The sequence below is a fragment of the Terrabacter sp. 05T424 genome (genome assembly GCF_056396225.1).
Genome location: NZ_JBFTLB010000006.1, coordinates 67974 through 86319, shown reverse-complemented (window position 1 = coordinate 86319; position 18346 = coordinate 67974). Strand labels below are relative to the sequence as shown.

Annotated in this window: 18 protein-coding genes; 13 read left to right on the top strand and 5 right to left on the bottom strand. The window is 71.1% G+C overall.

The annotated features are described in order from the left end of the window. The first annotated feature begins 31 nt into the window (after positions 1–31). The 10 genes from AC1DE0_RS13930 to AC1DE0_RS13885 all read left to right on the top strand — a co-directional run bounded on the left by AC1DE0_RS13930 (position 32) and on the right by AC1DE0_RS13885 (position 10120). Positions 32–1132: an ABC transporter ATP-binding protein gene (locus tag AC1DE0_RS13930; RefSeq protein WP_478101497.1), complete on the top strand. Its 1101-nt coding sequence runs from the start codon at positions 32–34 to the stop codon at positions 1130–1132. A gap of 1 nt (position 1133) precedes the next feature. Then, positions 1134–2030 carry a glycerophosphodiester phosphodiesterase family protein gene (locus AC1DE0_RS13925; RefSeq protein ID WP_478101495.1) on the top strand — a complete coding sequence of 299 codons (897 nt, stop codon included), beginning with the start codon at positions 1134–1136 and terminating at the stop codon, positions 2028–2030. 235 nt (positions 2031–2265) lie between these two features. Further along, positions 2266–2937 (top strand): TetR/AcrR family transcriptional regulator, encoded by a 672-nt coding sequence (locus AC1DE0_RS13920; protein ID WP_478101493.1) that lies wholly within the window; start codon positions 2266–2268, stop codon positions 2935–2937. Position 2938: 1 nt separating this feature from the next. Beyond that, complete coding sequence (locus AC1DE0_RS13915) at positions 2939–3400, top strand: PPOX class F420-dependent oxidoreductase (RefSeq protein WP_478101491.1); 462 nt, start codon at positions 2939–2941, stop codon at positions 3398–3400. A gap of 120 nt (positions 3401–3520) precedes the next feature. Then, a complete protein-coding gene (gene coaE / locus AC1DE0_RS13910) occupies positions 3521–4729 on the top strand; it encodes a dephospho-CoA kinase (protein WP_478101489.1) in 1209 nt (402 codons plus the stop codon). Between the two features lie 64 nt (positions 4730–4793). Further along, positions 4794–5843 carry a lipoate--protein ligase family protein gene (locus AC1DE0_RS13905; protein ID WP_478101487.1) on the top strand — a complete coding sequence of 350 codons (1050 nt, stop codon included), beginning with the start codon at positions 4794–4796 and terminating at the stop codon, positions 5841–5843. Positions 5844–5954: 111 nt separating this feature from the next. Then, positions 5955–6338: a YciI family protein gene (locus AC1DE0_RS13900; RefSeq protein WP_478101485.1), complete on the top strand. Its 384-nt coding sequence runs from the start codon at positions 5955–5957 to the stop codon at positions 6336–6338. Positions 6339–6378: 40 nt separating this feature from the next. Further along, entirely contained in the window at positions 6379–8493 is a 2115-nt protein-coding gene (uvrB, locus tag AC1DE0_RS13895; protein WP_478101483.1) for an excinuclease ABC subunit UvrB, read from the top strand. Beyond that, positions 8493–8867 (top strand): MmcQ/YjbR family DNA-binding protein, encoded by a 375-nt coding sequence (locus AC1DE0_RS13890; RefSeq protein ID WP_478101481.1) that lies wholly within the window; start codon positions 8493–8495, stop codon positions 8865–8867. Before uvrB ends, AC1DE0_RS13890 begins: the two co-directional genes overlap by 1 nt. A 233-nt stretch (positions 8868–9100) precedes the next feature. Further along, a complete protein-coding gene (locus AC1DE0_RS13885; RefSeq protein WP_478101479.1) occupies positions 9101–10120 on the top strand; it encodes a TerC family protein in 1020 nt (339 codons plus the stop codon). Between the two features lie 5 nt (positions 10121–10125). On the opposite strand, the gene AC1DE0_RS13880 is transcribed toward AC1DE0_RS13885, so the two are convergent. The 4 genes from AC1DE0_RS13880 to AC1DE0_RS13865 form a co-directional block, all read right to left on the bottom strand. Next, positions 10126–10467 carry a DUF2200 domain-containing protein gene (locus tag AC1DE0_RS13880; RefSeq protein WP_478101477.1) on the bottom strand — a complete coding sequence of 114 codons (342 nt, stop codon included), beginning with the start codon at positions 10465–10467 and terminating at the stop codon, positions 10126–10128. A 140-nt stretch (positions 10468–10607) separates the two neighbouring features. Beyond that, positions 10608–11981, bottom strand: coding sequence for an MFS transporter (locus AC1DE0_RS13875; protein ID WP_478101475.1), 1374 nt, complete (start codon positions 11979–11981; stop codon positions 10608–10610). A 102-nt stretch (positions 11982–12083) separates the two neighbouring features. Next, a complete protein-coding gene (locus AC1DE0_RS13870) occupies positions 12084–12959 on the bottom strand; it encodes an EamA family transporter (RefSeq protein WP_478101471.1) in 876 nt (291 codons plus the stop codon). Beyond that, positions 12956–13804 (bottom strand): C40 family peptidase, encoded by an 849-nt coding sequence (locus AC1DE0_RS13865; protein ID WP_478101469.1) that lies wholly within the window; start codon positions 13802–13804, stop codon positions 12956–12958. The genes AC1DE0_RS13870 and AC1DE0_RS13865 overlap by 4 nt, the downstream gene beginning before the upstream one ends. Before the next feature lie 162 nt (positions 13805–13966). Here AC1DE0_RS13865 and AC1DE0_RS13860 point away from each other — a divergent pair, with 162 nt between their 5' ends. The 3 genes from AC1DE0_RS13860 (at position 13967) to AC1DE0_RS13850 (ending at position 17521) form a co-directional block, all read left to right on the top strand. Next, positions 13967–14284 (top strand): hypothetical protein, encoded by a 318-nt coding sequence (locus AC1DE0_RS13860; RefSeq protein WP_478101467.1) that lies wholly within the window; start codon positions 13967–13969, stop codon positions 14282–14284. A 73-nt stretch (positions 14285–14357) separates the two neighbouring features. Beyond that, positions 14358–16103 (top strand): NAD(P)/FAD-dependent oxidoreductase, encoded by a 1746-nt coding sequence (locus AC1DE0_RS13855; protein WP_478101465.1) that lies wholly within the window; start codon positions 14358–14360, stop codon positions 16101–16103. 17 nt (positions 16104–16120) lie between these two features. Further along, on the top strand, positions 16121–17521 hold the full coding sequence (locus tag AC1DE0_RS13850) for an ATP-binding protein (protein ID WP_478101461.1): 1401 nt from the start codon (positions 16121–16123) through the stop codon (positions 17519–17521). A 143-nt stretch (positions 17522–17664) separates the two neighbouring features. Here AC1DE0_RS13850 and AC1DE0_RS13845 read toward each other — a convergent pair whose 3' ends face one another. After that, positions 17665–18345 (bottom strand): MBL fold metallo-hydrolase, encoded by a 681-nt coding sequence (locus AC1DE0_RS13845; RefSeq protein WP_478101459.1) that lies wholly within the window; start codon positions 18343–18345, stop codon positions 17665–17667. Position 18346 lies beyond the last annotated feature (1 nt).

Here is an 18346-nt window from a genome sequence, read left to right as displayed (position 1 = left end):
CACCAGACCGGAACGACCCGAGAGGCCTCCCATGGCAACCGTGTACTTCGACGAGGCGACTCGTAAGTTCTCCAAGGACGACGCACCCGCCGTCGACGGCATCACGCTCGACATCGCCGATGGCGAGTTCCTCGTGCTCGTCGGCCCGTCGGGCTGCGGCAAGTCGACGACGCTGCGCATGCTCGCCGGGCTCGAGCCGATCGACGGCGGCCGCATCCTCGTCGACGGGCACGACCAGAAGGGCGTGCGACCCCGCGACCGCGACATCGCCATGGTGTTCCAGAGCTACGCGCTCTACCCGAACATGACGGCGGCCCAGAACATGGCCTTCGCCCTCGACAACGCGAAGGTGAGCAAGGCCGAGACGACGCAGCGCGTCGCCGAGGCCGCGAAGATCCTCGAGCTCGAGCAGCTGCTCGACCGCAAGCCCGGCCAGATGTCCGGCGGCCAGCGCCAACGCGTCGCCATGGGCCGTGCGATCGTGCGCAACCCCAAGGTGTTCTGCATGGACGAGCCGCTCTCGAACCTCGACGCGAAGCTCCGCGTGTCGACGCGCTCGCAGATCGCCGGGCTGCAGCGCCGCCTCGGCATCACGACCGTCTACGTCACCCACGACCAGGTCGAGGCGATGACGATGGGTCACCGGGTCGCCGTGCTGCGTGACGGGAAGCTCCAGCAGGTCGACACGCCGGAGCGGCTCTACGACGCCCCCGTCAACACGTTCGTCGCCTCGTTCATCGGGTCTCCGGCCATCACCCTCGTCGAGTCCACGGTGCGCGAGGGCCGAGCCGACGTGCACGGCGTGCCGGTGCCCCTCGACCGAGGGGTCGCTGGGCGGGCGGGGGAGAAGGTCGTCGTCGGCCTGCGTCCCGAGTCGTGGCACGTCGTCGGTTCGCCCGACGCCGGCGCGGACTCCTCCGCGCTGGCGCTCAACGTCGAGCTCGTCGAGTCGCTCGGCTCGGAGTCGTTCGTCTACGGGCGACCTGCGGGCGCCGGTGAGGACGCCGGCCGGGTGACCGTCCGCCTCGACAAGCGCACGCACCTGACAGTCGGCGACGTCGTGCACGTCGAGCCGAACCGTGGCGAGGTGCACCTGTTCGACGCCGAGTCCGGCGAGCGGATCGAGGCCTGAGGTGGCCTCGCGCCCCGGCCCGTGGGCGTCGGGCCGCTTCGACGTGGAGGGCCACCGCGGAGCCAAGGGGCTCGTCGTCGAGAACACCCTCGCGAGCTTCGCCGCGGCATACGGCGTGGGTGCCACCGGGGTCGAGCTCGACGTGCGGCTCACCGCCGACGGGCACGTGGTGGTGTGGCACGACACCGAGCTGCTCCCGATCAAGTGCCGGTCGACCGGCCCCGACCTCGTCGGGGCGCGCGTCGACGACCTGACGCTCCCGCAGCTGCGCACGGTCGACGTCGGCAGCCTCACGCTGCCGGACTGCGCCGGACAGCAACCCGATCCGGGCGCCCGCATCTCCACGCTGTCCGAGGTGCTCGCACACGGCCTCGAGCACGCGCCTGGCGTCTGGTGGACGATCGAGCTCAAGGTAGACCCACGCGACGAGCGTGAGGTGGCGGCCCGGCGGCAGCTGCTCGAGGGCGTGCTGGCCGCAGTGCACGAGCACGGCGTCGAGCGGCAGTGCTTCGTCCACTCCTTCGACTGGGCCGTCCTGGAGCTCTCGGCCGAGCTCGCACCCGACGTGCTGCGTTCGGCTCTCGTGGAGTCGTCGGTGACCTGGCATCCGGGAAGCCCGCTCACGGGCAGCATCCGGCCGGGGGAGACCCACGACGACGTGTTCGCCGGCGCCGTCGCGGTGGGCGCCCGGGTGATCTCGCCCGACCATGGGATGGTCGACCGCGCCTTCGTCGAGCAGGCGCACTCGGCGGGCCTCGCCGTCCTGCCGTGGACGGTCAACGAGCCGGCGCGCATCGCCGAGCTCGTCGCGGCGGGCGTCGACGGCATCGTGAGCGACTACCCCGACCGCGCCCTCGCTGTGGTCGCGTCGACCCCTGGTGCAGCCACCCCGGTCTGACCGCGGCGCCCGGCCGTGCACGCCAGCGAGGGGACGGACACCGGGTCCGGCCCCTCGCCCCCCTCCAGAGCCCTGCGGGGCGGAGGCCGGGATTGGCGTGGCACACTCGTGCGGTCGACAGGTCGCCGCTGTAGGCACGGCCGCGAGTGCAGCGGTATGGGTGGGGACCCCTGGACCCCACCCATTCGCTGGAACGCCGTTCCAGCGAAACCAATGATGCTTTCGAAGGGCACCGATGTCAACAGACCGGGTCTACGACAACAGCACGCGGGCTGAGGCGGCCCGCGCCACACGACGGCGGATCATCGACACGGCCGGTGACATTTTGCTCCGCGAGGGCTACCACGCCATGTCGGTCAGCCAGCTCGCCTCGTCGGCGGGGGTCAGCGCCCAGACGGTCTACAACGCGGTGGGCGGCAAGGCCGATGTCGTCAAGGCCGTCTACGACGTCATGCTCGCCGGTGACGACGCGCCGGTGGCCATGCAGGAGCGGCCAGAGTTCCGGGCGATGTCCGAGGCCCCTGACCGTGAGTCGTTCGTCCGGGCGTACGCCGCCCTGTGCGCGACCATCTACGAGCGGGTCGGCCCGCTGCTCGGGGTCATCCTGGCCCAGGGCGCCGGCGGCGACAGCGGGCTCCAGGACTTCGTCGCGACGATCGACCGCGAGCGCCGGGCGGGCAACACCAATGCCCTCAACGCCCTCGAGCGCGCTCACGGGCTGCCGCCCGAGCTCGACCGCGAGCGCTTCATCGACATCGTCTGGGCGATCACCGGCCCCGAGATCTACGACCGGTTCGTGCGGCGCAGCGGCTGGAGCCACCGGATGTATGCCGGCTGGCTTGCCGAGGCGCTCGTGGCCGTCTTCGACCGGGCCAGCGTCGGCCCACCCGAGCTCAAGGAGGACTGAGATGCCACGCCAGATCGCCACCAACACCGAGGTCGACCGCGACGCTCTGCTCGAGTTCGTGCGGCCACGGCACTCGATGGTGCTCGTGACGCAACGCGCCGACGGTCGCCCGCAGACGTCACCGGTCACCGGCGGCGTCGACGGTGAGGGCCGCATCGTCATCTCCACCTATCCCGAGCGCGCCAAGACCGCGAACGCCCGCAAGCGCCCGCACGTCAGCGTGCTGGTCCTGTCCGACGACTTCGGCGGAGAGTGGGTGCAGGTCGACGGTGACTGCGAGGTCATCGACCTGCCCGACTCCGTCGAGCCCCTCGTCGACTACTACCGGGCGATCTCCGGCGAGCACCCCGACTGGGACGAGTACCGCGAGGCCATGCGCGACCAGGGCAAGTCGCTGCTGCGTGTCACGCCGACCCGCTGGGGACCCATCGCCCGTGGTGGCTTCCCCGCCCGCCTCGCCTGAGGCCCCTCCCCACCGCACCGAACGCGTCGTTCGACGACGAACGCGCTGCTGCAACACGGTTTTCGAGACCGAACGCGGCGTTCGGCAGGTGTCAGGGGGGAGGACCGTAGGGTGGGGGGCGTGCTGCGCGTCGGAGTCACCGGAGGCATCGGGTCGGGCAAGTCGACGGTCTCCCGGAGGCTGGGTGAGCTCGGCGCGCACGTCGTCGATGCCGACGCCGTCGCGCGGGAGGTCGTCGAGCCCGGGCAGCCGACCCTCGAGTCGATCCACGAGCGCTTCGGCGACTCCGTGATGCGTCCCGATGGCAGCCTCGACCGCGCCGCCCTGGCCGCCGTCGTCTTCGCCGACGCCGACGAGCTGGCAGCGCTGGACGCCATCACCGGCCCCGCGATCGTCGCGCGGGTGGCGGTGCTGCGCTCGTCCGCGCCCGAAGGCGCCGTCTCCGTCTACGACATGCCGCTGCTCGTCGAGCGCGGACTCTGGGTGCACGAGCACCTCTCGGTCGTCGTCGAGGCCGACGAGGACGTGCGGGTGCGACGGCTCGTCGAGCAGCGGGGCCTCGACGAGGCCGACGCCCGGCGACGCATCGCCTCGCAGGCCACCGACGCCCAGCGCGCTGCCGTCGCGGACGTCGTGCTGCCCAACGACGGCACCCCCGTGGCCCTCGAGCGTGCCGTCGACGATCTCTGGGAGCAGCGGCTGGCGCCCTACGCGGCCAACCTCGCGAGCGGCACACGGTCCCGGCGTCCGGACCGGGCGAGCGACTGCGTCGTCGAGCCGCGGGCGGACTGGGAGGCCAGGGCCGAGCGCGTCGTGGCCCGGCTCGCGGCCGCTCTCGCACCCACCGGAGTGGTCACGGAGGTGTCGCACGTGGGATCGACGTCGGTGCCGGGGCTCCTCGCCAAGGACGTGCTCGACGTGCAGGTCGGGGTGCGCCGGCTCGCGGATGTCGACCGCGACGACCTGCGCAAGTCGTTGGCCGACGCCGGCTACGTCTTCAACCACGGCATCCACTCGGACACCCCGCATCCCGAGGGCGCCGACGCGTCGGCCTGGCTCAAGCAGTTCCTCGGCGGCTGCGACCCCGGCAACCACGTGCACGTCCACGTGCGCGAGCACGGTTCCGCCGGTTGGCGATTCGCGCTCCTCTTCCGCGACTGGCTACGCCACGAGCCCGGCGAGCGTGAGGCGTACGCCGCCGAGAAGCGGCGACTGCTCGAGCAGCACGTGACGACCTCGGACTACGTCGTCGCCAAGGAGCCGTGGTTCGAGGGCGCGTGGCAGCGCGCGAACGCGTGGGCGGAGCGCACCGACTGGCAGCCCCGCTGACCGCGCGTGCGAGCCGAACCCCGGCAGCCGGCATACCCGGGCGGGGTGTGGTGTTGTGGGTGACATGCGTGGTGAGTACAAGGTCCCCGGTGGCAAGCTCGTGGCGGTCGATGTCGAGGAGGTGGATGGGCGCCTCGCCGACGTGAGCGTCTCGGGCGACTTCTTCCTCGAGCCCGACGAGGCGCTCGACGACATCAACGCGGCACTCAGCGGCATGCCGGTCGACGCCGGGGTGGAGCAGCTGGCCGGGGCCGTCTCGGGCGCCCTCGCCGACGGGGTGACGATGGTCGGGTTCAGCGCCGAGGCGATCGGCATCGCCGTCCGGCGCGCGCTCGGCAAGGCGACCGGGTGGGACGACCACGTCTTCGACGTCATCCCGCCGCGGGTGCTCGACCCCGCGATGCACGTCGCGCTCGACGAGGTCATCGCCCGAGAGGTCGCCGCCGGCGAGCGACCGCCGACCCTGCGCTTCTGGGACTGGGACAGCCCGCTCGTCGTCATCGGCTCGTTCCAGTCGTTCCGCAACGAGGTCGACCTCGAGGGGGCCGAGCGCCACGGCATCGACGTCGTGCGCCGCATCTCGGGTGGTGGAGCGATGTTCATGGAGCCCGGCAACACGATCACGTACTCCCTCGTCGTGCCGACCTCGCTCGTCGAGGGCCTCAGCTTCGAACGCTCCTACTCCTTCCTCGACGAGTGGGTCATCGAGGCGCTCGCCGACGTCGGTGTCAACGCGCACTTCGTGCCGCTCAACGACATCGCGAGCGACAAGGGCAAGATCGGTGGTGCCGCGCAGAAGCGGTTCGTCGCCGGTGCCGTGCTGCACCACGTGACCATGGCCTACGACATCGACGCCGACAAGATGCTCGAGGTGCTGCGCATCGGCCGCGAGAAGATGAGCGACAAGGGCACGAAGTCGGCGAACAAGAGGGTCGACCCGATGCGCTCACAGACCGGCATGACCCGCGACGCGATCCTCGAGTCGTTCGCGGCCTCGTTCGCGCGGCGGCACCGGGCGAAAGCCTCCGACTACTCGGAGGGCGAGCTCGAGGCGGCGCAGCGTCTCGTCGACGAGAAGTTCGCGACCCCGGAGTGGACCCACCGCGTGCCGTGAGGCGTGGGTCTCCCACTTTCTTCCGTCCGCGATGTCGAGACGGTGTGGACGGCTCCGACGTCACGGGTGAGGCGGCAGACTGGCCGCTCGCGAACCGAAAGGCATCGACCCATGAAGTACGTCATCCTCATCCACTCCAACCCGCAGCCCTGGGGCCACCCGACCGGCAACTTCATGCCCGAGGCGCTCGCCCGGCCGCAGGAGGAGCGCGAGCGCGGGGGCGCCGCGTTCGACGCGATGCTGGAGGAGCTGTCCAAGAGCGGCGAGCTCAAGGGTGGTGAGGCACTAGGCGACCCCGCGTCGGCACGGCTCTACCGCTGGGACGCGAGCGGCACCGTCGCGACCGACGGCCCGTACGCCGAGAGCAAGGAGCACCTCGCCGGCTTCTTCCTGCTCGACGTGGCGTCGCAGGAACGAGCCGAGGAGCTCGCCGTGAACTTCGCCGGTCCGGGCGACACCGTCGAGCTGCGGCCGGCCTACGTCTGGGAGCAGTAGGCGAGTGGGCGCTGTCGGTCGTGCGACGTACGGTTGAGCCATGCGTCCCACGACCGACCTGCAGCGCACGGTGGCCCCCTTCGAGGTGATCTCCGAATACACCCCGAGCGGCGACCAGCCCACCGCCATCGCCGAGCTCGCGCGACGCGTCAAGGCGGGCGAGCAGGACACCGTCCTCCTCGGCGCGACCGGCACCGGCAAGTCCGCCACGACCGCCTGGCTCATCGAGCAGGTGCAGCGGCCGACGCTCGTCATGGCGCCCAACAAGACGCTTGCCGCGCAGCTCGCCAACGAGTTCCGTGAGCTGCTGCCCAACAACGCCGTCGAGTACTTCGTCAGCTACTACGACTACTACCAGCCCGAGGCGTACATCCCGCAGACCGACACCTACATCGAGAAGGACAGCTCGGTCAACGACGAGGTCGAGCGGCTGCGCCACTCGGCGACCAACTCGCTGCTGACCCGGCGCGACGTCATCGTCGTCGCGTCGGTGTCGTGCATCTACGGTCTCGGCACCCCACAGGAGTACGTCGACCGCATGGCGCGGCTCAAGGTCGGCCAGGAGATCGTCCGCGACGACCTCCTGCGCCGGTTCGTGGAGATGCAGTACACCCGCAACGACCTCGCGTTCACCCGTGGCACCTTCCGGGTGCGGGGCGACACGGTCGAGATCATCCCGGTCTACGAGGAGCTCGCGATCCGCATCGAGTTCTTCGGTGACGAGATCGAGCGCATCTACACGCTGCATCCCGTGACGGGAGAGGTCGTCAACGAGGAGCAGGAGATGTACGTCTTCCCGGCCTCCCACTACGTCGCCGGCCCCGAGCGGATGGAGCGGGCGATCCGCGGCATCGAGCTCGAGCTCGAGGACCAGCTCGCGCTCTTCGAGAAGCAGGGCAAGCTGCTCGAGGCGCAGCGGTTGCGCATGCGCACGACCTACGACGTCGAGATGATGCGCCAGGTCGGCTTCTGCAACGGCATCGAGAACTACAGTCGGCACATCGACGGCCGCACGTCCGGCTCGGCACCGAACTGCCTCATCGACTACTTCCCCGAGGACTTCCTGCTCGTCCTCGACGAGTCGCACCAGACCGTGCCGCAGATCGGCGCGATGTACGAAGGCGACATGTCGCGCAAGCGGATGCTCGTCGAGCACGGCTTCCGGCTGCCGAGCGCGATGGACAACCGGCCGCTCAAGTGGGAGGAGTTCCTCGAGCGCATCGGCCAGACGATCTACCTCTCGGCCACGCCGGGGGAGTACGAGCTCGCCAAGTCCGGAACGCCCGTCGAGCAGATCATCCGCCCCACCGGCCTCGTCGACCCCCAGGTCGTGCTCAAGCCGACCAAGGGCCAGATCGACGACCTCATGCACGAGATCCAGGAGCGCACCAAGCGCAACGAGCGCGTGCTCGTCACGACCCTGACGAAGAAGATGGCCGAGGACCTCACCGACTACCTCCTCGACAAGGGCATCCGGGTCCGCTACCTCCACAGCGACATCGACACGCTGCGCCGCGTCGAGCTGCTCCGCGAGCTGCGCACCGGCGTCTTCGACGTGCTCGTCGGCATCAACCTGCTCCGCGAAGGCCTCGACCTGCCCGAGGTGTCGCTCGTGTCGATCCTCGACGCCGACAAGGAGGGCTTCCTCCGGTCGGCACGCTCGCTCATCCAGACGATCGGCCGCGCGGCGCGCAACGTGTCGGGCCAGGTGCACATGTACGCCGACAAGATGACGCCGTCGATGGAGCAGGCGCTCGACGAGACGAACCGGCGTCGCGAGAAGCAGATCGCCTACAACACCGAGCATGGCATCGACCCGACACCGCTGCGCAAGAAGATCGCCGACATCACCGACCTCCTCGAGCGCGAGGACGCCGACACCCAGGAGCTGCTCGGGTCGGGGCGCATGCAGTCGCGCGGCAAGAGCGGTGCCGGTCGCGGGGCGATGGCGGCCGACGTCGGTGTGTCGGCGGGCGGCACCTCCAACCGACCGGCCGACATGGCGGCGGCCGACCTCGCCGGACTCATCCAGGAGCTCACCACGCAGATGCACCAGGCTGCCGCCGACCTGCACTTCGAGCTCGCGGCCCGGCTGCGCGACGAGATCGGTGAGCTCAAGAAGGAGCTCCGGCAGATGAGCGCAGCGACCCGCTGATGGCCCCGCGCAAGGGCGAGGCAGAGGAGGAGGCGACGCTCGCACGGCGCCTTCGCTCTGCCGCGCTCGCACTGCCCGGGGCGTGGGAGGACTCCCCGTGGGACGGCGACACCGTCGCCAAGGTCGCCGACAAGATCTTCGTCTTCCTCGGCGACACGTCGATCGGGGTCAAGTCCGCCGGCAACCGCCAGGAGGCCGACGAGTGGCTGCACCGCTACCCCGACGACGCGTCGGTGCTGGCCTACATCGGCCGCCACGGATGGAACTCCCTGCGGCTCGGCGGACCCATCGAGGAGGACGAGCTGATCGAGGCGATCGAGACCTCCTACGACATCGTCGTGGCCGGACTGCCGCGGAGCCGGCGACCCAGGTGATCACGGGTTGACCACGGGGTGACCAGGGAGCGGGACCGGATTTGAGGCCCGACCCCGACGGTGAGAGGATCAAGCGTTCACGGAGGGGAGTATCCCCGAAACGACGGGCTCGTCATCACGGAGCAGGTCCCACCACCAGCTCCCGGTCCCGTCGGTCCGGCCAGACAGATCGCTGCATCGGCCGGGCGGGAGAGACCTCCGGTTACTGACTTGGTGACCGGAAGGTTGTGCCCATGAACGTTCCCGCTTGGGGCTGGTTCCTCACGATCGGTTTGATGACCGTGTTCCTCCTGATCGACGTGCTCGTCATCGCGCGCCGACCGCACGTTCCTTCGATGGCCGAGGCCGGGCGACACCTTGCCTTCTACGTCGGGGCGGCGGTTCTCTTCGGCCTCTTCGTGTGGTTCGAGTGGGGCGGACAGTACGCCGGAGAGTTCTACGCCGGCTGGCTCACCGAGTACTCCCTCTCGGTCGACAACCTCTTCGTCTTCCTGCTGATCATGGCCAGCTTCAAGGTGCCGCAGAAGCTCCAGCAGTCGGCGCTGATGATCGGCATCATCATCGCGATCATCCTGCGCGGCATCTTCATCGCGCTCGGCGCCGTCGTCATCAACGCGTACGCCTGGGTGTTCTACATCTTCGGCGCCTTCCTCGTGTACACCGCGATCAAGCTCGCGACCGGGGGAGAGAGCGATGACGACGAGTACCACGAGAACCGCCTGCTGCTCTGGATCGAGAAGCGCTTCCCGGCCACCAAGGAGTGGCACAGCACGCACCTGACCGTCGTCGAGAACGGCAAGCGCGTCATCACGCCGATGCTCATCGTGATCCTCGCGCTCGGCACGACCGACCTGCTCTTCGCACTCGACTCGATCCCGGCGATCTATGGCCTGACGAAGGAGCCCTTCCTCGTCCTCACTGCCAACATCTTCGCCCTGATGGGCCTGCGCCAGCTCTACTTCCTCATCGGCGGCCTGCTCAAGAAGCTCGTCTACCTCAGCATCGGGCTGGCGGTCCTGCTCGCCTTCATCGGCGTCAAGCTCATCATGCACGCGCTGCACGAGAACAACCTGCCGTTCATCAACGGCGGCAAGCCGATCGAGGGCGTGCCCGACATCCCGATCCTGGTGTCCCTCGGCGCGATCGTCCTCATCCTCGGCGTGACGACCGTGGCGAGCCTCTGGAAGTCGCGTCGCGACGCGCGTCTCCAGGCGGCGGACAGCGGCGCCGTCGAGTCATCGCACTCGAGGTAGGGGCCCTACGCCCGTAGGACCTTGTCCATCGCCTTGCCCCTGGCAAGCTCGTCGACGAGCTTGTCGAGGTAGCGGATCTTCTGCATCAGCGGGTCGTCGATCTCCTCGACCCGGACCCCGCAGACGACGCCCTTGATCTGGTCGACGCGCGCGTTGAGCCGGGCGTCCGCGAAGAAGTCCTCGAAGGTCGTCTCGGCCTTCAGGTGATGGGCCAGGGCCGCCCCGTCGAAGCCGGTCAGCCACTCGATCACCTGGTCTAGCTCTGCCTTGGTGCGCCCCTTGCGCTCCACCTTGTTCACGTAGTGGGGATACACCGACGCGACGCTGACCGTGAAGATTCGGCTCATGCCCCGAGCGTAACGAGCCGAGGCTACGTCGCATCGCACGGAGGAGGCCTCACCAATCGAGAGAACTCTCCGTCACCTGGGGGATCTGACGGAGCGCTCTCTCGATCGGAGAGGTACGCCTCGCGATGTGGTTGGCGGCGTCAGCGGACCCGGTGGGCGACGAGCCAGCCCAGCAGGGCCGGTGCCGCCATGACAGCGAAGACCGCGACGTAGGCCACGGGCACCCCCGAGCCGGCGGCGGAGAACACGATGGCCGACAGGGCGATGGCGGTGGCGGCCCCGGCCGAGTCACCGATTTGCAGGGCCGAGCTGACGAAGCCCTGCTCCGTCGAGTCGGCCCGAGCGAGGGCCTGCGCCGTGACCCGGGGGTAGAGGGTGCCGATGCCGAGACCGATGGCCGGGAAGAGGGCGATGAGCACCCACGTCGGTGCGTCGGTCGCCACGGCGAGCGCGATGGCCCCCAGGGTCAGGGTGATGGCGGCCAGCGACACTGCAGCAGTGCGGCCGATCTCGAAGCGACGGTCCCATCGTCCCTGCACCCACGACCCGACGAACCAGGTGACGCCGGTGACGGTCAGCGCGACCCCGGCCAGACTCGGGCTGAGCCCGTCGCGCTCGGTGAGCAGGCGCGGCAGGTAGACCTCGGCGCCACTGAAAGCCGCGAAGGCCAGGGCGCGCAGGGTGATGTCGGTCGGGAGGCCGCGAGCCGCGCGGAGGGTGCCGCGTGGTGTCAGCGGCAGCAGGGTCAGGGCGACGACCGCCACCGCGATGACCGCGACGGCGAGGCCGAGCGCGTCGAGTCGCTCCGCCACGGCGTTGAGGCCGAGCACCGCCACGGCGAGGACGACCGATGCGGCGATCGCGCGCCAGCGCCACGGCACGTCGACGACCTCCTGGCGCAGGCCGCTGACGATGCGTCCGAGGAGGATCGCGGCCACGACGAGGACCACGAGGGCCAGGCCGAAGACCCACCGCCAGCCGATCGTCTGGGCGATCAATCCGGCGACGAACGGGCCGACGATCGACGGCACGACCCAGGCTGCCGAGAAGCCGGCGAGGATCGCGGTGTGCAGTCGCTGGGGGTACACGCGGGTGACGAGCACGTAGAGGGCAGTGCTCGTCATGCCGGCGCCGAGGCCCTGCACGACGCGCGCCGCGACGAGGACGCCCATCGTGGGGGCGAGGCCGGCACCGATGAGACCGACGGCGAAGAGCGTGAGCCCCAGCAGCAGTGGCGGTCGTGGTCCTCGTCGGTCCGCGAGGTTGCCGGACCAGACGATGCTGACGATGCCCGCGGCGAGCGTCGCCGTGAAGGCCATCGCATAGAGGGATGCCCCGTCGAGCGCGCGCGCGATCGTCGGCATCACCGTGGTGAGCGCGAGTGCCTCGAAGGCGTGCAGGGAGACGAGGGCCAGCACGCCGATGGTCGTGGCCCGCAGTGCGGGGGAGAGCAGTCCGCCGCGGTCGTCCGCGCCAGCCGCCGGGGGCTCAGGGCGCATCGTGGTCGAGGTCATTCCGCGACGTTAGGACCTCAAGCCGACGTGAGGTCAAGAAGCTTTCCGGGCTGGGCGCAGGTGCAGGATGGCGGCGCTGGGCGGGGAGGAGCTCGTGCCCCATCAGCCGGGTCCCAGCGCGGCGTCGGGGGTCTCCGGTCTGGACCGGGCGCCGAGCACGATGGCGCTGGCGAGCACGACGAGAGCCATCCCCGCGACCTGCCCGACCTCGAGGACCTGGTGCAGCACGACGAAGCCGGCCAGGGCGGCGACCACGGGTTCGAGGCTGAGCAGGATGCCGAACACGTGCTGTGCCAGGTGTCGCAGGGCGACGAGCTCGAGGGAGTAGGGCAGCACGGACGACAGCACCGCGATGCCGAGCCCGAGCGCGACGTCCCGAGGGGTCCAGCGGTCCATCGTGCCCAGGCCCAGGGGTGCGACGGCGACCGTCGACACGATCAGCGCCAGGGCGAGACCGTCGAGCCCGGCGAAGGCGTGGCCGGTGCGTTGGCTGAGCACGATGTAGGCGGCCCACATCACGCCCGCCAGCGCGGCGAAACCGACGCCGACGAGGTCGAGCCGGTCCCACGACGTGTGGAGTACGCCGGACACCAGGACGACACCCAGGGCGGCGGCGCCCACCGCGACGACGTCGCGCGGCCGACGGCTGAGCGACGCTGCGAGACCGAGGGGTCCGAGGAACTCGATGGTGACGGCGACCCCGATCGGCAGGTGCGCGAGCGAGGCATAGAAGGAGGTGTTCATCGCGGCGAGAGCGAGACCGAAGAGCACCACGGTGCCCCAGTCGGCGCGCGTCCGTCGGCGCCACGAGGGGCGGGCGACGGCATACAGGATCACCATGGCGAAGAAGAGGCGCAGCAGCACCGACCCGGTGGCCCCGATGCGGGGCACCAGCGTGGCGGCGAAGGCGCCGCCGAACTGCACCGACAGGACACCACCGAGGACGAGCAGCGGGGCGGTGCGACGGTCGACGCTCACGGCATCGGCAGGCGCCCGGCCGCGACGAGCGTGTCGAGTCGCTCGGCGGGCAGGTCCTCCTCGACGAGCACACCGCCCGTCTCGGACGCGTGCACCATCCGGCCCGGGCGCACGACGATGCCGACGTGGTGGATGCGGGCTCCGGCCCGCGCGAAGAAGTAGAGGTCACCGGGCTGCACCGCGTCGAGCGGCACCGGCGTCGCGAAGTCGGCCTGCGCGTACGCGTCGCGGGCGACGACGACCCCGAGACCGCGCCACGTGTGCAGGACGAGTCCGGAGCAGTCGAAGCCGAGCGGGGTCAGCCCCGACCACAGGTAGGGCAGGCCGACGTGGGAGCGGGCCTCGGTCAGGGCGGGGTGCACCGAGTCGCCCGGCTCGTCGGGGTCGACGGACGAGGCCGAGCCGGTCTCGGGGGTGCTGGGCGTCTCCGCGCGCTCGGGGCCGACCACCCGCGACCCTGGCGTGAGCGGGGCGAGGTGCGCCAGCGGCACCCAGCCCGGATAGCCGCGGTCGTCCTTGGGGGAGAGCTGCCACGGCGCGACCACGTGGGCCCACCGACCAGTGTCGTCCAGCTCGGTCACGACGACGGGCTCACCCTCGACGAGCTGCGTCTCGACCAGGCCGTGGAGGCCGAGGCGACCCGCGCGGGTGCCGTCGTCGACGGCGCCGTCGGAGGCCGCGTCGGCGTCCATCGCCGCCAGCCAGGCCACCGCGTCGGGCTGGTCCGCGACGATCGCGGCGTCGACGGGGCGTGGGCTCCCGGGAGTGGACCAGACCGTCGTCACGGGGACCCGGACGAGGTGGGTGGCGGTGACGGCTGCGGTGCTGCTCTCGGCGACGTTCACGCCCGCCATCCTCGCACCCGAACGGCATCGGGCGTCCGCCGGTCCGGGACGGGTCCTGTCGGCCGCGCAACGACTGCGAAACGGCTGGGTGCCGGAGCACGATTCGGTGTGCACCGGCGCGAGGTACTGGTCGCCGCGCCTCGTGGGCCGTACCGTCAGAACATGGAAGAGCGAATCACCGTCGAAGGATTCGATCCCCCGAAGAACCGCCGCCACGGCCCCGACGGCGACCTCGTGGACGTGCAGGGCTGGCTCCACGCCCCGGTCGACTGGTCCGGCGGTCCGGCGCTCGAGCGCGCCTGGCGCGAGCGCCACGGCCGGTCGCGGCTCGGCATCGGGCTGTGCGTCGCCAACAACCCGCGTCGCCACATGATCCTGACCAACGTGCCCGCCGACCTCGACTTCCTCCGGGCCGAGCTCGAGTCGCTCATCGCCGAGCTCGATCCCGACCCCACCCCCGACCTCGAGGACGCCCAGTAGCGCGAGAGCGCGGGAGCGAGCCGAGTCTGCGCACTCCCCCCCACGCGGGGCGTGCCGCTCGTACGCTGGGCGCGTGGCGAGACCGGCAATCCTCACGGTGGACGACGACGCTCCGGTCTCGGCTGCGATCGCGCGGGACCTGCGGGCCCGCTACGGCGCCGACCACCGCATCCTCCGGGCCGGCTCGGGCGCCGAGGCCCTCGACCTCGTGGCGCGGCTCCTGCTGAAGGGCCAGCCGCTGGCCCTCGTCGCAGCCGACCAGCGCATGCCCGGCCTGACCGGCATCGAGGTGCTCGCCCGGGTGCGCGCCGACGTGCCGGACGCCAAGCTGCTCCTGCTCACGGCGTACGCCGACACGGACGTCGCGATCGCCGCCATCAACGACATCGGGCTCGACCACTACCTCCTCAAGCCGTGGGACCCGCCCGACGAGAACCTCTACCCCGTCATCGACGACCTCCTCGCCGACTGGCACAACGCCCATCCCGACCACACGAACGACGTACGCGTCGTGGGGGACCGCTGGTCCGAGGGCAGCCACACCGTCAAGACCTTCCTCGCCAACAACCATGTGCCCTACGTGTGGCTCGACGTCGAGCGCGACGACGAGGGGGCCCGGCTGCGCGATTTGGCCGGGGCGCAGCCCGACGAGCTGCCACTCGTGCTCGTGCCCGACGGCGAGACCCTCCGGGCGCCGACGACGGTCGCGATCGCGAGCGCGCTGGGCCTCCGGACCCGGGCCGAGCGCGACCTCTACGACCTCTGCATCGTCGGAGGCGGCCCCGCGGGTCTGGCGGCCGCCGTCTACGCCGCGTCCGAGGGCCTCAGCACGGTCATCGTCGAGCACGAGGCGCCGGGAGGGCAGGCAGGGCAGAGCGCGGCGATCGAGAACTACCTCGGCTTCCCGCGTGGTCTCTCCGGCGCGGACCTGGCCCAGCGGGCGATCGCCCAGGCCCGGCGGTTCGGCGCCGAGATGGTGCTGGCGCGCGACGTCGTCGCGCTCGAGTCCCGGGGGCCGGTCCGGGCCGTGCGCCTCGAAGGCATCGAGGGCATTCAGAAGGGCGACCAGGGTGGCGAGGGGAGCGCAGACGGCGCACTGGGCTCTGCACCCGGCTCGAGCACCAACGGCTTCACCGACATCGAGGCACGGAGTGTCGTCCTCGCGACGGGGGTCGCCTACCGCCGGCTCGAGGCGGCTGGCCTCGACGCGCTCGTCGGTCGCGGCGTCCACTACGGCGCCAACGCCGGCCAGGCCGCGGCCGTCAGCGGGGAGGAGGTCTACGTCGTCGGCGCGGCGAACTCGGCCGGGCAGGCGGCGCTCAACCTCGCTCGCTACGCGCGCCGGGTCACGCTCGTCGTCCGGGGCACCTCGCTGGAGGCGAACATGTCGCAGTACCTCGTCGAGCGGATCCGTGCCGACGAGCGCATCCGCGTGCTGTGCGGCACCGAGGTGGTGGCGGCGGCCGGCGACGGCCACCTCGAACGTCTCACGCTCGCCGACCGTGCCCTCGGCACGACGACCGAGGTCGACGCCGCGTGGCTCTTCGTCTTCATCGGCGCCGCTCCCCGCACCGACTGGCTCGGCAGCGAGGTGTCGCGCGACGCGCACGGGTTCGTCGTGACCGGCCACGACCTCGTGTCCGGTCCGCACTCCGGCGGATGGACCCTGAGCCGGCCGCCCTTTGCCCTCGAGACGAGCCTTCCCGGCGTCTTCGCCGCGGGGGACGTGCGCTCCGACTCGATGAAGCGCGTGGCCTCGGCCGTCGGCGAGGGCTCGATGTCGGTGTACTTCGTGCACCGCTACCTGGCGACGATCTGACGGGTGGGGATCCAGGGATGCTCGAGCTCGCCGACCTCCGCACCGTCCCGCTCTTCGACGGGCTGCGCGACGACCAGCTCGTCGAGCTGCTCGCGGCCGGCGACGAGGTCATGGTGGTGCCCGGCGACGTGCTCTTCCACGAGGGCGACCGCGCCGACCACTGGTGGGCCCTCGTCGACGGAGCCCTCGACCTCTCACGCCACATCGGCCGCGAGGACGTCACCGTCGGACGGATGGACGTTCCGGGCCGCTGGGCCGGGGGCTTCCGGGCCTGGGACGAGAACGGCGTCTACCTCGCGACCGCCCGCGGCGTCGCTGCCGGGCGGATGCTGCGCGTGCCCGCCCAGAGTCTTCGTGACCTCGCCGACGCGTGGTTCCCGTTCGCAGCTCACCTCGTGGCCGGGCTCTACGGAACGGCCCGCTCCATCGAGGCCACGGCCCGGCAGCGCAGTGGCCTCGTCACGCTCGGCACCCTCGCGGCCGGCCTCGCGCACGAGATCAACAACCCGGCGGCAGCGTCGGCGCGCTCGGCCGCCGAGCTCGAGTGCGCTTGCGACGGGCTGCTGGAAGCCTTGCGACACATGGCGGTTCGAGGTCTGACTGCCGAGCGCTTCGAGTCCCTCGACTCGCTGCGCCGCTCGCTCAGCGCACCATCAGCCCTGCCCGACCCGCTCGAGACGGCTGACCGCGAGGAGGAGCTCGGGGACTGGCTCGAGCACGCCGGGGTCGCGCACCCGTGGGACCTCGCGGCCCCGCTCGTGTCAGCGGGCGCGGACGTCGCGTGGCTCGAGCGGGCCGCCGTGACCGTGCCGGGCGACGCGCTGGGCGCCTCGCTCGAGTGGGTGGCCCGCACCATCGACGTGGCCTCCTTGCTCGCCGAGGTGCGTGAGTCGACCCGGCGCGTCTCCGAACTCGTGGCGGGCATCAAGACGTACTCGCAGATGGACCGCGCGTCGCACCAGCGAGTCGACGTCCGCGAGGGCATCGAGAGCACCCTGCTCGTCATGGGGCCCCGCCTGCGCCCGGGGGTCACCGTGGTGCGCGACTGGGGGAGCGACGTGCCGCTCGTCGACGGCATGCCCGGCGAGCTCAACCAGGTGTGGACGAACCTCGTCGACAACGCCGTCGACGCCATGGAGGGCACCGGCACCCTGACCGTGCGCACGCGGCACGACGGCGATGCGGTGCTCGTCGAGGTGGCCGACACCGGCGCCGGCATGAGCCCCGAGGTGCAGCAGCGGGCGTTCGAGGCGTTCTACACGACGAAGGAGGTGGGGCGCGGAACCGGCCTCGGCCTCGACGTCGCGCACCGCATCATCGTCGAGCGCCACGGCGGCAGCATCGAGATCGAGTCGCGCCCCGGCGACACCAGGTTCCGGGTGCGACTGCCCGTGAGCGGGACGCCCGGCAGCGCCTGAGCGGCGGGCCCGAGCACATGGCATACGTTCTCGGAGACCTCACAGGAGTGCGCGGAGGTCTCAGGAGTGCAGGGTCCCGTCAGGAGTGCGCGCTGCACAAAGCACCGCTGACGGAACCGCGCACCCCTGGAGGCAGCGAGCACTCACCAGCCGCGGGCGCGCCACTCATCGACGTGCGGCCGCTCGGCGCCGATGGTCGAGTCGTCGCCGTGACCGGGGTAGAACCACGTGTCGTCGTCGTAGACGTCGAACACCCGGGTGGTGACGTCCTCGATGAGCGAGTCGAAGCTCTGGCCCGGGTTCTTCGTGTTGCCGATGCCGCCGGGGAAGAGGCTGTCGCCGGTGAACAGGTGCGTGTGCCCCTCGGGGTCGGCGTAGGCCAGCGCGATCGAGCCAGGCGTGTGTCCGCGCAGGTGCACGACGTCGAGCGTCACGTCGCCGACGGTGACGGTGTCGCCCTGCCCGACGCGGACGTCGACCGGGACGGGCAGCGCGTCGGCGTCGTCGGCGCCGGCGACCGTGCGGGCACCGGTGGCCTCGACGACCTCGGCGAGGGCGCCGACGTGGTCGTAGTGCTGGTGCGTGGTCACCACCGTCTCGAGTCCGCCGCCGCCCTCGGCGACGAGCTCGAGCAGCCGTGGCCCCTCGGCCGCCGCGTCGATGAGCAGCTGGGTGCCGGTGGCGCGGCAGGTGAGCAGGTACGCGTTGTTGTCCATCGTGCCCACGGACTGCTTGCGCACGGTCAGCCGGGACAGCTCGCGCACTGCGGGTGCGCCGCCCGGCTCGACGTGACCCGAGTAGGTGTCGTCTGCGCTGTCGGTCATG

What these genes read in the sequence shown, in the direction of transcription:
- AC1DE0_RS13930 (WP_478101497.1), top strand. Translation starts at nt 32, where the DNA reads ATGGCAACCGTGTACTTCGACGAGGCGACTCGTAAGTTCTCCAAGGAC.
- AC1DE0_RS13920 (WP_478101493.1), top strand. Translation starts at nt 2,266, where the DNA reads ATGTCAACAGACCGGGTCTACGACAACAGCACGCGGGCTGAGGCGGCC.
- AC1DE0_RS13915 (WP_478101491.1), top strand. Translation starts at nt 2,939, where the DNA reads ATGCCACGCCAGATCGCCACCAACACCGAGGTCGACCGCGACGCTCTG.
- AC1DE0_RS13905 (WP_478101487.1), top strand. Translation starts at nt 4,794, where the DNA reads ATGCGTGGTGAGTACAAGGTCCCCGGTGGCAAGCTCGTGGCGGTCGAT.
- AC1DE0_RS13900 (WP_478101485.1), top strand. Translation starts at nt 5,955, where the DNA reads ATGAAGTACGTCATCCTCATCCACTCCAACCCGCAGCCCTGGGGCCAC.
- uvrB (WP_478101483.1), top strand. Translation starts at nt 6,379, where the DNA reads ATGCGTCCCACGACCGACCTGCAGCGCACGGTGGCCCCCTTCGAGGTG.
- AC1DE0_RS13890 (WP_478101481.1), top strand. Translation starts at nt 8,493, where the DNA reads ATGGCCCCGCGCAAGGGCGAGGCAGAGGAGGAGGCGACGCTCGCACGG.
- AC1DE0_RS13885 (WP_478101479.1), top strand. Translation starts at nt 9,101, where the DNA reads ATGAACGTTCCCGCTTGGGGCTGGTTCCTCACGATCGGTTTGATGACC.
- AC1DE0_RS13880 (WP_478101477.1), bottom strand. Translation starts at nt 10,467, where the DNA reads ATGAGCCGAATCTTCACGGTCAGCGTCGCGTCGGTGTATCCCCACTAC.
- AC1DE0_RS13875 (WP_478101475.1), bottom strand. Translation starts at nt 11,981, where the DNA reads ATGACCTCGACCACGATGCGCCCTGAGCCCCCGGCGGCTGGCGCGGAC.
- AC1DE0_RS13860 (WP_478101467.1), top strand. Translation starts at nt 13,967, where the DNA reads ATGGAAGAGCGAATCACCGTCGAAGGATTCGATCCCCCGAAGAACCGC.
- AC1DE0_RS13850 (WP_478101461.1), top strand. Translation starts at nt 16,121, where the DNA reads ATGCTCGAGCTCGCCGACCTCCGCACCGTCCCGCTCTTCGACGGGCTG.
- AC1DE0_RS13845 (WP_478101459.1), bottom strand. Translation starts at nt 18,345, where the DNA reads ATGACCGACAGCGCAGACGACACCTACTCGGGTCACGTCGAGCCGGGC.